Raw genomic sequence first — 14,503 nt, 5'->3', positions numbered from 1 at the left:
ATCGTGGGGCTTTGATTGTTAGGTATACCAGCATCCCGCTTCGCTTGCCTGAAAGCATCTCTTCTACTCACGGCCTCATAACTTGTTTTTTTGTTAGGCCCACAAGTCGACAACCCCAGCGGATCCACCCACCCCACCGGACTCGGCGCATACTGGTACAGGTTCTCCCCACCCAACAACCCAATCGGGTCTTGGGTGGCAAACCGCCCCACCTCCGGGTCGTAGTACCGGAACGTATTGTAGTGCAGCCCAGTCTCGTCGTCGAAGTACTGCCCCTGGAAGCGCAGGTTCTGCTCCACCTCGCTCACGACCATGGCATCGATGGCGCCCCAGGCTCGGTACTTGGCCTGCCATACGATCTGCCCTTCGGCGTTGGTCATTTCCAGCGGGGTGCCGATCTGGTCGGTGTGGAAGTAGTACACCCGGTTTTCGGTCTCACCTTCGGCCGTGTCGACACGGGCTAACGGTGCATAGCTGTCCGGCTCGTACAGGTACAGCCTGCTGCGCCCTGGCCCCTCCTCCCGCAGCAGCCTCAGGCCTTGCCAGAGGAAGTGTTTGTGTTCGGTGGTGCCGTCCTTTTCGACACTCTTGGCCACCCGGCGGCCGAGGCTGTCGTAGCGGTAGGTGCCGGTACTTTCCAGTTTGCCTTGCACATAGGTCTGTACCTCGACCAGCCGGTTCTCACAGTCGTAGGCCAGCGTCTGCAACCGGCTGTGACCGCTGGTTTTCTCGATCAGGTTACCCCAGGGTCGTAGGTGTAGGTCTGGTCGCGCCAGGTGCCGAGGCGGTTGTCGCATACGTGGTCGAACTGACGGGTGTTGAAGTTCAGGCGGTTGGCGGCGGGGTCATAGCGGAATTCTTCGCTGTCCACGAGCCGGCCAGTGCCGCTGCTGTGCAGTCGGCCGTTGGGTTCGTAGGTGTAGCTGATCTCCCCGCGTAACTTGTCCACGGTGCGGCTGAGTTCGCCGGCCGAGTCGTAGTGGTAGCGCCGGTGAATGAGGTTGTAGGCGTGCTCCACGTAAAGAAAAGGCTGCACTGCCGGGGTGTGGATCTTGGACAGCTTTTCGCTGGACAGGGTTGTGGCGTACTGCCAGGCCTTGCGGCCCCTGGCGTCGTAGCCGAAACAGCTGGTGAGCTTGCCCTGGGTGCGGTGGATTTCCCGGTGCAGGTCGTCGCGCTCCAGGTCGCTGATGACCTGACCGTCGAGGTTCAACTGGTGCAGGTGGCCGCTGCCGTAGTACAGGTGGTTCAGGTGCTGGCCGGTGGGGAGTACCAGGGTCGTCAGGTTGTCGAGCGGGTCGTACTCGTAGGTCAATTCACCCTGTGGGGTGGTTTCCTTTATGAGTCGGCCGAGTACGTCGTAAGCGAAGGTCAGCTTCTCCGGGGCGATGCCGCGTTTCTTGCCGGTAAAGGTGACATGGCGATCGATGGAGAGCAGCCGGTCGCCTTTGTCGTAGTCGTACGTCTGGCGTCCGTCCTCGTTGACCTTGGCCAGCAAGCGGCCAATGGTATCCCGCTCGAAGGTGGTTACCCTTTCCGGCCGTTCGCCCCGCTCCCCAAAGCCGATCTCTTCCACCTGGGTCAGGTGCCCGCCGGCGTTGTAGGCAAAGCGCCGGGTGAGCTGGTCGATGCGCTGTTCTTCGATCAGGCGGTCGGCTGCATCGTAGGCAAAGCGGTAGGTGGCGTTGTTCTCGTTGCTCAGGCCTATGAGGCGCTGGACCTTGTCGTAGGCGTAGCTGACGGTGTGGCCGCTGGCGTCCTGGCGGCGGGTGGGCAGGCCGCGGCTGTTGCGTTGCAGGCGCGTGGTCTGGCCTTTGCCGTCGGTGTGGGTCAGTACCTGGCCCATGGCGTTGTAGGTGAAGCTCTCTTGAGTACCGTCCGGGTGCTGCAGGCTAAGCACCTCGCCCTCGGGCTTGCGCTCGAGGGTGGTGGTCTGGTCCAGAGCGTCAGGGATCGCTGGCGCTAAAAATCAGATAATGTTTCATCCACCCCAAATCCTTTCAATATTTGGGAGGAGTGAGCTTTCCTATTTCGCCCGGCACTCTTCAAAAAAACGCAACATTTGGCTAGGGTCTGTACCGCTATGCAAAAGTATGCATCCTAGGCAACTTGATATAAGGCTGTAGACAGATACCATTCCCAAAAACTACGGCGCTGTTCGGGATCTCCGTTTCTATCCAAACCACCCGCGAATGCAGAGGCTACTAAATAACTAGGCTCAAATGCCTCAAGATCTAGGTCATAGTCGTCTGTATCATCTGTTGGGTCGAAAAATAAATTATCCGTTGCCGTCACGATGGTATTTGCAGCGGCATGCCCAATGAACATGGCGGGGTATTCATGCGGCTCATACGATTGGTTTTCAACAACATCGACGTAAAACTCATGTCTTATAGCAAGCCCGTCGTCTTGAGTAATTACGCCTGTTACAACCTTGTTAGCTACATCCAAAATTTCTTTGAGCTCATTCTCGCTATTGAATTTCTTTAACCATATGGGTGCACCATAAATCACGCAAAGAGAGTCTAATTTCGTGAGTTTTAATTTTTTCTCATCGACATTAGAGTCTTGCGAAATGCTTTCCCATAATAGCCGCCTTGATTTTAGAGAGATTTCTCCAGTCGGCGAATTTTTCAACTGCTCAAGGGCTTTTTTAATAAGGGTCTCTGTTGTTTTGTTCATTCTGATCTCGGTGCTATCTTCGCCACACCTTCGGATTTAGACCCGTTACTGTTCCGGGAAATTTTCCAGAACAGGAGCGTATAAGCCCACAGATGGCTGTAAATAAAAATACCAATCGGCCAACTCGCTTTTAATACAGCCTCGCTGATACATAAAAGTAGCCAGAGAGCTCCAAATAGTATCAACCGTCCATGCTATCATCATCCAAAATGCTCAAAGCCAAGTCCGCAGCGTCTCTAATATCCTCATTGTTAGATTTTTTTGAAATACTAATTCCTAACCGCAATGACTCATCAGCAAATGCCGCAGCTGACTGGGTACACCAGTACCTAACCCCATCAGAAAGGTGCTCATCTTCTAGAACAATTTTCAATGACTCAACCACATCACTTTTTTTGCATTTATAGAAGAAGTCCTCTACAAGTTGATAAACGCCCAAACCGTCTCCATTACCGAAAGATCTCAAAAAAAGCATAATCGCTTTTTCATCGGGGTTAGAAATAAAATAGCGCCTTACGCTATCATATCTATCTATTAAATCCTGCGTGATATTTTCGTCATCAGGCATTGGCTGATGCTGCTGTAGAAAATCTAAAGCTCCGCTTTTATTAATAAATTATACTCCAAAGCTATTTACTTTTAACTATCAACTTACTAACATTCCCATCTATAAATCTTCTTCCGTAATCCGGCTTGTGTAAGATTTTTCTGGTATCATACGCATCTCTAACAAGATAAGGTGGTAGCCATCATCCTTTAGCGCATAAAACCAACCTGTCTATAGGTATTTTCGAAAATTTGAAGACCCTTAGAAAACCTTATTTTAAGCTATATTGAAATAGCTCCTTACTATTGGCCATTTCCACTGTCAGCCTCGAGCATACTGTCCAGCAATTGGACGGATAGATAAGTTGGGTTAGCATCGACCATCTCGAGTGGCATACCTATTTTAGGTAACAGCAAATGTAGCCTTAACCTTACTAGAGAAAATACGTATGTTCGGTAACTACAGCTTTAGTTATACGATAGCCAAGGCTATCGTGTCGGTAGTTACCAACGCTCTCCAATTATATTTATACCTATGCCTAACCTACACCACTCGAGCCTCACAACCTTAGGCAAACTTCTGTGGCCGGGTCGGAGGGGAATTCTTCACCTTCGACAAGATGGCCCTAATGCTAGTCTGCGAAAGGCTGTTGTTTGCATAGATGTATGCTGGTCTTGCCGCACACCCTGTTCATGATGCAAATGAGACTGGAGGCCTAATAAATTGTTTCTTAGATAAATCCTTACCCAGATCCGTCTTTAAGAAAAATCCCCATACACTCCTTGCTCTTGGGCCTTTTCAATAAAGATATCCATCAAATCTCCTTGAATGCTATCTCCATTATAGGTGAGGGAAAAATCTCCATCTATATTATCTGGGAAATGCACACCATCTATTGTGCCAAAAATCACTGACCCAGTATCTGCAATAACTAATTTTAAGAAATTTATTACTTCGTACTTATCTTTATCTGAAAGCTTAGCAAGTGCTGCCCTCGCTTTTCCATAAGGGTCTTTATCCGAATTTACTGGCTTACTCAAAGAATCAGAATATTGATTGAAATTTTTTTCCAGAAGCTCTTCATATATAGCTTCAATAAATTTCTGATCGACGCCCATGGATATCTTACCTCATTTCGGGATACATAGTTTTGTTCAGTGCTATTAATTCTTGTAATTTAGAGTTTGGAACATCTGGATAGACCCTTCTCAGTTCTTTTATATCGCGAGCCAGAAGATCGCGCCCACTTGCGAATGGCAAGCCAGTTTTTTTATTCACTTTAGCTCTAGAAAGTATTCCAACCCCCTCTTTGGAAATAGTATGCCCTGTACGGGGAACTAGCATTGCTGGAGCAGTGGCTGGATCATATCCTTCGACCAAATCCTTCATCAAGTTTTTTTGACCTACATGGTGAGAATCCAATCCCAAGTTTTTTCCTTTTACTGCACTTTTATTTTTTTGATGCGAGTTGACATCCCACTTACCACATGCCAGCCCTAGCGGATCCACCCACCCCACCGGACTCGGCGCATACTGGTACAAATTCTCCCCACCCAACAACCCAATTGGGTCCTGGGTGGTAAACCGCCCCACCTCTGGGTCGTAGTACCGGAACGTATTGTAGTGCAGCCCTGTCTCGTCGTCGAAGTACTGGCCCTGGAAGCGCAGGTTCTGCTCCACCTCGTTCACGACCATGGCATCGATAGCACCCCAGGCTCGGTACTTGGCCTGCCACACGATCTGCCCTTCGGCGTTGGTCATTTCCAGCGGGGTACCGATCTGGTCGGTGTGGAAGTAATAGACGTTCTGCGCGCCGTCTTCAGTGGCATCGATACGGGCCAAGGGTGCATAGCTGTCTGGCTCGTACAGGTACAGCCTGCTGTGCCCTGGCCCCTCCTCCCGCAGCAGCCTCAAGCCTTGCCAGAGGAAGTGTTTGTGTTCGGTGGTGCCGTCCTTTTCGACACTTTTGGCCACCCGGCGGCCGAGGCTGTCGTAGCGGTAGGTGCCGGTACTTTCCAGTTTGCCTTGCACATAGGTCTTTACTTCAACGAGCCGGTTCTCACAGTCGTAAGCGAGCGTCTGCAACCGGCTGTGGCCGCTGGTTTTCTCGATCAGGTTGCCCCAGGGGTCGTAGGTATACGTCTGGTCGCGCCAGGTGCTAATGCGGTTGTCGCGTACGTGATCGAACTGGCGGGTGTTGAAGTTCAGGCGGTTGGCGGCGGGGTCGTAGCGGAATTCTTCGCTGTCGATTAATTGGCCAGTTCCGCTGCTGTGCAGCCGGCCGTTGGGTTCGTAGGTGTAGCTGATCTCGCCGCGCAGTTTGTCCACGGTGCGGCTGAGTTCACCGGCCGGGTCGTAGTGGTAACGGCGGTGGATGGGGTTGTAGGCGTGCTCCACGTAAAGAAAAGGCTGCACCGCTGGCGTGTGGATCTTGGACAGCTTTTCACTGGGCAGGGTTGTGGCGTACTGCCAGGCCTTGCGGCCTCTTGCGTCGTAGCCAAAGCAGCTGGTGAGCCGACCCTGTGTACGATGGATTTCCCGGTGCAGGTCGTCGCGCTCCAGGTCGCTGATGACCTGGCCGTCGAGGTTGAGCTGGTGCAGGTGGCCACTGCCGTAGTACAGGTGGTTCAGGTGCTGGCCAGTCGGCAAGGTGAGCGTGGTGAGGTTGTCGAGAGGGTCGTATTCGTAGCTCAGTTCACCCTGTGGGGTGGTTTCCTTTATGAGTCGGCCGAGTACGTCATAGGCAAACGTCAGCTTCTCCGGGGTGATGCCACGTTTCTTGCCGGTAAAGGTGACATGGCGCTCGATGGACAGCAGCCGGTCACCCTTGTCGTAGTCATATGCCTGGCGACCGTCCTCGTTGACCTTGGCCATCAGTCGGCCAATGGTGTCGCGCTCGAAGGTGGTTACCCTTTCCGGTCGTTCACCCCGCTCCCCACAGCCGATCTCTTCCACCTGGGTCAGGTGCCCACCGGCGTTGTAGGCAAAGCGCCGGGTGAGCTGGTCGATGCGCTGTTCCTCGATCAGGCGGTCGGCCTTGTCGTAGGCAAAGCGGTAGGTGGCGTTGTTCTCGTTGCTCAGGCCTATCAGCCGCTGCACCTTGTCGTAGGCGTAGCTGACAGTGTGGCCGCTGGCGTCCTGACGGCGGGTGGGCAGGCCGCGGCTGTTGCGTTGCAGGCGTGTGGTCTGGCCCTTGCCGTCGGTGTGGGTCAACACCTGGCCTAGGGCGTTATAAGTGAAATGCTCTTGAGTGCCATCCGGGTGCTGCAGGCTCAATACCTCGCCCTCGGGCTTGCGCTCAAGGGTGGTGGTCTGGCCCAGGGCGTCGGTGACGGCGATCAGGTGGTGGCGGTCGTCGTAGCTGTAATAGGTGTTCTTGCCCGAGCAGTCCTGGAAGCGTTCTACCTGGGCCAGGGTGTTCAACCACAGGTATTTGCGCTTGAAGGTGGAGTACTGTCGTACGCAGCTTTTAATGATATAAAAAAATTTAAATTAACCTAAGCTAAAACTCAGAATCCTGCTGCCTTTCAAATTCTTCATCAGTTGCCTCAAGTATTTGTTCTACATTACGCAAATTAATTTTAAATTTTTGAATATCTGCATCTTGAGAATAATTCAAGCCAAATGGGAGTTCATAAAAATCAGCTTTTAGGTTTTCGTCTTTAACTACTTTCAACACTGACCTTATTAAATCCGCATGAGCTTGATAATCTCCGTCAAATATTTCAATCTCCAGCAATGGATGTGCGGCGCTACAAGCGCTTTTAATAGACTGTAGCGAAACATTGAACAGCCGCTGGAAACTCAATAGATTTTTTGCACTTGGCACTTCATCAAGTACTATCACGATAACAGACATTAGAACTCCTCAAGGAAACTTGGATTTACGGGCTCACCAAATGAATCGTTTCTCCAGCTTCCGCCATGCCATCTCTTTAAATGCTCAGTACGAGTAGCAGGGTAAATGTTTTTAGGGTCGCTGGCAAGATGTGGGTGAGCTGATGCATTGTATCGGTGATGACCCTGAATAGGCTCGCCATTGAAAGTTGGCTTTTTATAATCAAGAATCGCAGCTTTTTGCTCTTGAGACCAATTACGCGTACCCTCATTACCTGCTTTCAAACTCAGTCGCTCTTGAGCCCAGAACCTTGCAATACCTTTAGTTTTTTTGTTAGAGAATCGACGATCCCAATCCAATCGTGCGTATTCTTCCTTAGTAATTGTCCTGCTATCTAATTTCCTTTTCAATGCTTTCCGTTGATATCTTCCCAAAGGAGTATGTGGTAATTTGTGAGTAGTTACTTTCTCGGTAGAATCAAGCGATATCTCGCGTCGTTGAATTTTAACATTCCCAAAATTCGACCCCAACCCTTGAGTCTTGATCTCATACCGCGCATCAAACCATTTCCCACCTTTCGCACCCAGCCCCCCACCTAGCAACCCGGCACCGAAGGTCATGAGCTTTTGGCCATCGGAGCCAGCCCCAAACAACTTGCCACCCGCCCAATGGCCCGCCGCCCCGCCAGCAATCCCCCCCACTAGCCCTGCAGCCACTACGATGGGGCTTGCCAGCACCAAAGCGCTGCCTAAGCCTACAACAAGCAAACTTCTTTCAAGCCATTCCGGCACTTCTGGCCGGATGCTGTCGGTGGTTTGCGTTCCGCCTCCGATAACAACGTTCCCTGAACCCGAGCTTATCTTGGCGTCGCAGACGGTGCGGTCGCCAACGCGGGCGGCGGGCACCCCGTTTATGTAAACCGTATCGCTGCCTTGGGCGAGCACTTGAGGGGCGGGGCCATGTTCATCGCACAGGGCAGTATCCAAGTGCGCCCTGGCGGCAGGCTTACCATTGATAAACACATTGGCGGAGCCGCTTTGGATCTGCCCGGTGCTGTGATCACATACAGACAGGCTACCGATCAATTGGCCAATACCCGCCCCAGCAGTGGCCGACGCACCAACGATTGCTACAGCGGCCAAGCCGCCGGTTCCCACAATCAGGGCAGCGCCTATGGCGCCGATGGCCAACCCGGCAAGCAGGCCAGTAAGTGACCCGGTGTGCTCAATGGGGTCACCGAGCCGTGCCGCCTGACTCATGCCAGTATCACCGGCTTATCCTCAGCGGGGCGCTCGCGTAATTCCAGCGTGTCGACCAGCGAATAAAACGCCGTTCTTTCTTGCTCGGTCATACCGCTGGTGGCATTGCTGGTGCCGGTTACCTGTAGAAGAATTGGCTGTTGATGCTCGTCTTCATGTAGAAACAGCAGTTGAAGCTGGTGGACCGGTTGCCCTTGCTGCCGCCATTTAAACTCGACGCGACGTGCTTCCACGCCCGCCACCTGAGCGGGGCATAAAGGCTCTATCCACTCCAGGTGTGAAAGCCCCTTTTTGAGGTCTTCCAGAAGTTGCTGAGCCATGGCTTCCAGGCTCTGGTCAGCTTCGATGGGCGTACGCCCTATCACAACAGACAAAGGACTCGGCCCAATGTCCGTCAACGTAAACACGTGGAACGTCTTGTCCTTGAAACCTTGTGGTCTAACAAAACTAAGCTCGTTGGTGTGATAACGCTCGGGCGGGGGCGGAGGCGCCTCTTGCGCCTCCTTCAGCAACCGCTCCTCTTCCGACCGTTGTTCATCACGGAGGCGCTGTTGCCACAGGCGGTCATAGATATTTCTGCGCATCGGGTAATTCCTTCTCCGTCTGCTATTTGTTCAGGTTGATAATGGTCTGGCCTTCCACGTCGACCACTATGCCGGACAAGGTGATGGTGCCGTCAGCGTTCATCTTCAATTTGCTCGCCCCCACTTCAAGGGTGATGGAAGTGGCGGATTTGATCTGTACCTCACCCCGATCCACAGTCACGAAGTAGCTGCCCTCTTCAACGGCAATACTGGTTTCCAGTTTGATCGTTTCTTCGTGTTTGCCTTCAACCTTTATGGTGCGGTTTCCCCCAACGGTGTGGCTTTCGCTTGCTTCAATCTCCGTGTCCATATTGCGCTCTGCATGGACAATGATCTGCTCAGCCCCGGCCTTGTCCTCAAACCTGAGGAAGTTGGCGTTGGCGTGTTTACCTTTGGTTGAGCGCGTAAGGAAGCCGCTTTGCGTTTTGTTGGCCGGTAAGGACCACGGCGGCGTGTTATGGCCGTTATACAAACTCCCCATCACCAACGGCCTATCCGGGTTGCCGTCCAGGAACACCACCACCACTTCATCCCCTACGCGGGGGATCTGGATGCTGCCGAAGCCGCCGCTGGCAGCGGATTGGGCCACGCGTACCCAGCACGAGCTGTGGTCGTTGAACTGGCCGTAGCGGTCCCAGTGGAACTGCACTTTCACCCGGCCCATCTGGTCGGTGTAGATCTCCTCCCCCGGTGGGCCAACGATGATGGCGGTCTGAGGGCCGGGAATGCCGGGCTTGGGCAGGTCCATCTGGGGGCGGAACAGGATCTTTTTGCGTACGCACGTGAAGGTGTTGGTGTAGTACGCCTGCTGGCCGGAGGTGTAGTTGTTGCTGCCCCGGTGCTCAAGGCCCATCACCAGGAACTGGCGGTCTTCGGCGGCGCCAAGGTCGTGTTCGTAGTGCTGCGTGAGTTCGAACGTATACCCCGGCCGCAGGGCGCGGCAGTTGCTCTGGCCGGCAAAGGTCTTGCCTTTGAGTTCCAGCGCTTCGATGCGGTTGCGCACCAGTTGCTCGCCGTCTGCCGGGGTGCCATGGGTGTATTGGCCCATGTAGTCGTACAGCTCCAGGGCAGGCGCCTCGCCTTGCTGGTTGAGGCTGTTCATGCTCACGGGAATTCGGTAATTGGGCTGGCGGTAGTCGAAGGTTTGCACCGACACCTTGCCCGCCTGAAACTCCCGTGCAGACGTCCAGCGCGTGATCGAGTCGGCGGTTTCGGTAACAGCCGCGCGGTGAAAGCGTATCTGCGGCTGCTCGGGCAAGGGCGTGAGCACACTGGAGTCGTCCATGATCACCAGCGTGTGGCTGTCTGCTGTGTGTTCGAAGTAGTAGAACAGCCCCTCCTGCTCCAGCAGGCGGCGCACGAAATGGCTGTCGCTTTCCCGGTACTGGGTGATGTAGCTGTGGGGTTTTAGGGCGCGGTTTACCCGAAACTCGTACTTGGCAAGGCCTTCGTACTGGCCGAATACCTGGGTGATGACCTGCTCGACAGTCTGATCCTGATAGATATGCGAATCGAACCGCTGCTCAAGGAAGCCCAGCCAGGACCCAAGGTAAGCCGTGTAGCGGGAAATCCCCTCGTCGCTGCCGTTGGCGCCGAACCCAAACACGTGGCCATTGATATAACGGCTGCCACCGGTGGCCAGTTCGATTTCCACCGTGGCGGGCTGGCCAATGGCGGATTTGAGTTTTACCCCGGCGTCCGTAGAAATAAGTTCAAGCTGGAAGTTGAAATCCCTGGAAAGCCCTTCCTGCCCTGCAAAAGATTCAAGCAGCAACTCCTGGCCACCGGACAGTGCCAGGGTTAGTTTGAACAGGCGCCTGTTTTGCGGGGTAAACAATGCAGTAAGGTCCATCATCGGGCATATCTCCTTGGGCAGGCCCGGCAGGCTCCTGCCATGCCCGGTAATCACTGGCCACACAACTAAGCGCCTATTTAAACGCCTCTGTACGCGAAGGCGCGATGGCACTGAAAAAAGTGTAAAACAGCCTGTTCAATAAGTTGATGGGCGACAGCTTGGGAACTGTTTCACCATTGACGACAGGCTTCGTGGCGTGAAAGGAGACACCCTCGCGCGCCGCTCTGTCAACCCACGGAATTATTTCGCGGCGGCCCGGCCGGTACTATGCGCACCTGCCATAGGCTGGGCACGTTCGGTGAAATTCGGGTTAGCCAAGGGCCTGCCAAGGTCACGCCTGATAAACCCCGTTTCCGACCCGCCACTGCGAACCTCCCGCTGCGCAAGATTTTTTTACAATTGAATACACGACGCCATTGAGCTTCCCCCTCAAGGCGCTGAAAACATGCGCAGAGCGGCTAGAAAAGGGTTAAAAACCATTCAATTGCGTGAACCAGTTCACTTTTCTAAACATTTTTTTAGCTTTTTTCTGGGGATCCAATAGGGTGCTTAGAGGCCCGTGCCACGGCGCTTTGGAGCCAATCGGAGATGGCTCCAAAAGCGATTGATATCACAGTGCCACTGTTGCGATGAGAATCATAATCAAGGAAAAATTGTAATAAGTGGATTGCCAAATAGTAGAAACCAATGGCATTCCGAGTACCGCAGGCCACTAACGATTAGCGGCCTGTAACTGCGCACGCAGTGTTTTAAGGCGCCTAGCCAGTTAACTAACGGCAGCACTTTCAAACCCCTGCTCCGGCCAAGCCATTACAACCCCGCATTTCCCCGAAGGGGCGTGTGAAGAAGGGCTCAAGGACGATGTACCGATGATTCAGACGTTTGACGTAGAGGCACTGATCACGCTGCGAAGCCAGACCCGGGCCGTTTCGGACGTGTTGAAGGCCTTGGCATCGGATTACTTGGCCACCTTGGCCTTGCTGATACGCCCTCAGAGCCTGTTTGGTGAATACCTGCAGGGCGCACAGCGCAGTAGTGGCCGGGAAACGCAATACCACTTCAAGGAGCTCAAAGCCCTGTACGACCGCATTGGTGCGGCGGCCCCGTTTCAATTGGTGAATGAGATGGAAGTGCCGCTGAACCTGATCAGTACCAGCCCGGAATTGTTTGCGCTCGAATATGACAAGCCCCTGGCAGACGGCGGCCAAGCCGTCCGCATCATCAGCCCCACGCGCTGGGTGATCGGGTTCAATTCGTTCGACCTGGAGCATTTTCGCAAGTTGATCAAGGACCCAAACCGCAGTAGCGCTGAGCTGTACCGTTTCGTGGTGCATTACCTGGTGCTGTTCTACTGCGTAAGCAAACTGCCAGGGCTTGGCCGCTTGTTCGAAGGCCTGCGCTTCCCGGTGAGCTTCGAGAAGCTCAAAGGGTTCGGCGACCTGCCCTTCTGCGTGATCAGCGCACCGGTACAGTCCGCGTTACCGGATGACTCGGTCATCCGCAGCAGCACTCAAATTGCCGGCAACGCCAGCTTCGAAGAACTGGTAGGCCGGGACAGCATCATGACCATGGGCGATGACATGCGTGAGCGCCTGTTAGCCGCCCTTGACCCCTTGTAGGGCGCCGGGCTTGACACTGGCCGGCGCGCAAACGACTTGAAGCGAGTTGCTCGCACAGGAGAACACCGTGGCGAAGAAGGAAAGTACCCAGCACAAACTCGACCGCGTTCGTGCACCCCGGGTGCACATCACGTATGACGTGGACATCGGCGATGCTCAGGAAAAGAAAGAGCTGCCGTTTGTGGTAGGCGTGCTGGGCGACTTTTCCGGTACGCCCCTGGAGCCGCTGCCCAAGCTCAAGGACCGCAAGTTCGTGTTCATCGATCGTGACAACTTCAACGGCGTGCTCAAGGGCCTCAAGCCGCGTCTGGCCTACCGGGTGGACAACACCCTGGCACGGGACGGGACGCAACTGGGCGTGGAGCTTAACTTCAACACCCTGGAAGACTTCGAGCCCCAGAACGTGGTGCGCCAGGTAGAGCCCCTGCGCAAGCTGCTGGAAGTGCGCAACAAGCTGGCAGACCTGCGCAACAAGATGGGCGGTAACGACAAGCTCGAAGAGTTGCTGATGGACGTGCTGCAGAACACTGAAAAGCTGAAAACCCTTGGCAAGGAGTTCGGCCGCGAAGCCGCCGTGCCTGCCACTGACGCCAACGACTGAGCCGGAGCACGACCATGAACGAGAAACAGACCGTGGCCCAGCAAGGCAATGACCTGGTGGAAGTGGAGAACTTCGCGCCCCAGGCCTCGCTGCTCGACAGCATCATTTCCGAAAGCCGCGTAGCCCGCTCCGACACCGAGCGCACCCGCACCCGTGACCTGATCGGTGAGCTGGTGGGCCAGGTGCTGGAAGGCGAAATGACGCCCAGCAAGGACTTGATCGCGGTACTGGACGCACGCATCGCCGAGATCGATTCGATGCTGTCGGCGCAGATGAACGAGATCATGCACGCCCGTGAGTTCCAGCAGCTGGAAGCGTCCTGGCGCGGCCTGAAATACCAGGTAGACCAGACCGAAACCAGCACCACGCTGAAAATCCACCTGCTCAATGCGTCCAAGAAAGACCTGGTGCGGGACCTGAAGGCCTCGTCGGAATTCGACCAGAGCGCCCTGTTCAAGAAGATCTACGAGGAAGAGTACGGCACCTTTGGTGGTGCGCCCTTCGGCATGCTGGTGGGCGACTACGAGTTCAACCGCAGCCCGGAAGACATGTACCTGCTCGAAGAAATCTCCCATGTGGCCGCTGCGGCCCATGCCCCGTTCATTTCGTCGGCCTCCTCCGAGCTGTTCGGGTGGGACTCGTTTACCGAAATGTCCGGCCCCCGCGACCTGGCGAAGATTTTCGACACCGTTGAATACGCCAAGTGGAAGTCCTTCCGCAACTCGGACGACTCCCGCTATGTAGGCCTTACCCTCCCCCATGTGCTAGGCCGCCTGCCCTACGGGCCGGATACCACCCCGGTGGAGGAATTCAACTTCGTTGAAAGCGTGGATGGCCGTGACCACAACAAGTACCTGTGGATGAACGCCGCCTACGCACTGGGCACCCGCGTGACCGATGCCTTCTCCCGTTATGGCTGGTGCGTGGCCATCCGTGGCGTTGAAGGCGGTGGCCTGGTGGAGGGCCTGCCGACCCACACCTTCAAGACCGATGACGGCGAAGTGGCGCTCAAGTGCCCGACCGAAATCGCCATTACCGACCGCCGCGAGAAAGAACTGTCGGACCTGGGCTTCATCCCCCTGGTGCACTGCAAGGGCACAGACTACGCCGCCTTCTTCGGCACCCAGTCTGCCCAGAAGCAGAAGCAATACAACACGGACATCGCCAACGCCAACGCCAAGCTGTCGGCGCAGCTGCAGTACATCTTCGCCACGTCCCGCATTGCGCACTACATGAAAGCCATCATGCGTGACAAGGTGGGCAGCTTTGCCTCACGCAAAGACGTGGAAATGTTCCTGAACAAGTGGCTCTCCAGCTACGTGCTGCTGGACGACACCGCCAGCCAGGAAGCCAAGGCCAAGTTTCCGCTGCGCGAAGCCCGTGCCGAAGTGTTCGAAGTGCCCGGCAAGCCTGGCGTGTACAAGGCTGTGACCTACCTGCGCCCTCACTACCAGCTGGACGAGTTGACGGCGTCCCTTCGCCTGGTAGCCGAGTTGCCGCAGTCTACCCGCGGTTGAT

10 protein-coding genes and 2 pseudogenes are annotated in these 14,503 nt (G+C 54.8%); 3 read left to right on the top strand and 9 right to left on the bottom strand.

From position 1 onward, the window contains the following. Positions 1-107 precede the first annotated feature (107 nt). The 9 genes and pseudogenes from HBH25_RS10225 to HBH25_RS10185 form a co-directional block, all read right to left on the bottom strand. A pseudogene (locus HBH25_RS10225) lies at positions 108-1,846 on the bottom strand (RHS repeat-associated core domain-containing protein); the annotation flags it as partial. Positions 1,847-2,100: 254 nt separating this feature from the next. Continuing rightward, positions 2,101-2,682: an Imm5 family immunity protein gene (locus HBH25_RS10220; RefSeq protein ID WP_168083802.1), complete on the bottom strand. Its 582-nt coding sequence runs from the start codon at positions 2,680-2,682 to the stop codon at positions 2,101-2,103. Positions 2,683-2,863: 181 nt separating this feature from the next. Further along, positions 2,864-3,250, bottom strand: a complete 387-nt coding sequence (locus HBH25_RS10215; RefSeq protein WP_168083801.1) for a hypothetical protein — start codon at positions 3,248-3,250, stop codon at positions 2,864-2,866. Positions 3,251-3,987: 737 nt separating this feature from the next. Then, the gene (locus HBH25_RS10210) at positions 3,988-4,347 is read right to left on the bottom strand and encodes a hypothetical protein (RefSeq protein WP_168083800.1); all 360 of its coding nucleotides are present in this window, start codon (positions 4,345-4,347) and stop codon (positions 3,988-3,990) included. 7 nt (positions 4,348-4,354) lie between these two features. Next, a pseudogene (locus HBH25_RS10205) lies at positions 4,355-6,679 on the bottom strand (RHS repeat-associated core domain-containing protein); the annotation flags it as partial. Between the two features lie 52 nt (positions 6,680-6,731). Continuing rightward, positions 6,732-7,088: a hypothetical protein gene (locus HBH25_RS10200; RefSeq protein WP_168083799.1), complete on the bottom strand. Its 357-nt coding sequence runs from the start codon at positions 7,086-7,088 to the stop codon at positions 6,732-6,734. Further along, a complete protein-coding gene (locus HBH25_RS10195) occupies positions 7,088-8,326 on the bottom strand; it encodes a PAAR domain-containing protein (RefSeq protein WP_168083798.1) in 1,239 nt (412 codons plus the stop codon). Before HBH25_RS10195 ends, HBH25_RS10200 begins: the two co-directional genes overlap by 1 nt. Further along, positions 8,323-8,910, bottom strand: coding sequence for a DcrB-related protein (locus tag HBH25_RS10190; protein WP_168083797.1), 588 nt, complete (start codon positions 8,908-8,910; stop codon positions 8,323-8,325). The genes HBH25_RS10195 and HBH25_RS10190 overlap by 4 nt, the downstream gene beginning before the upstream one ends. Before the next feature lie 22 nt (positions 8,911-8,932). After that, positions 8,933-10,762, bottom strand: coding sequence for a type VI secretion system Vgr family protein (locus HBH25_RS10185; RefSeq protein WP_168083866.1), 1,830 nt, complete (start codon positions 10,760-10,762; stop codon positions 8,933-8,935). 872 nt (positions 10,763-11,634) lie between these two features. On the opposite strand from HBH25_RS10185, the gene HBH25_RS10180 reads away from it, so the two are divergent. The 3 genes from HBH25_RS10180 (at position 11,635) to tssC (ending at position 14,502) form a co-directional block, all read left to right on the top strand. Further along, positions 11,635-12,384 carry a hypothetical protein gene (locus HBH25_RS10180; RefSeq protein ID WP_168083796.1) on the top strand — a complete coding sequence of 250 codons (750 nt, stop codon included), beginning with the start codon at positions 11,635-11,637 and terminating at the stop codon, positions 12,382-12,384. A gap of 67 nt (positions 12,385-12,451) precedes the next feature. Beyond that, a complete protein-coding gene (gene tssB, locus HBH25_RS10175; protein WP_168083795.1) occupies positions 12,452-12,985 on the top strand; it encodes a type VI secretion system contractile sheath small subunit in 534 nt (177 codons plus the stop codon). 14 nt (positions 12,986-12,999) lie between these two features. Continuing rightward, the gene (gene tssC / locus HBH25_RS10170) at positions 13,000-14,502 is read left to right on the top strand and encodes a type VI secretion system contractile sheath large subunit (RefSeq protein WP_168083794.1); all 1,503 of its coding nucleotides are present in this window, start codon (positions 13,000-13,002) and stop codon (positions 14,500-14,502) included. Position 14,503: the final 1 nt, after the last annotated feature.

Source organism: Pseudomonas quercus, assembly GCF_012033695.1.
Lineage (GTDB): Bacteria > Pseudomonadota > Gammaproteobacteria > Pseudomonadales > Pseudomonadaceae > Aquipseudomonas > Aquipseudomonas quercus.
Note: the sequence above shows the minus strand (reverse complement) of the source record. Positions and strands in the feature narration are given on the sequence as shown.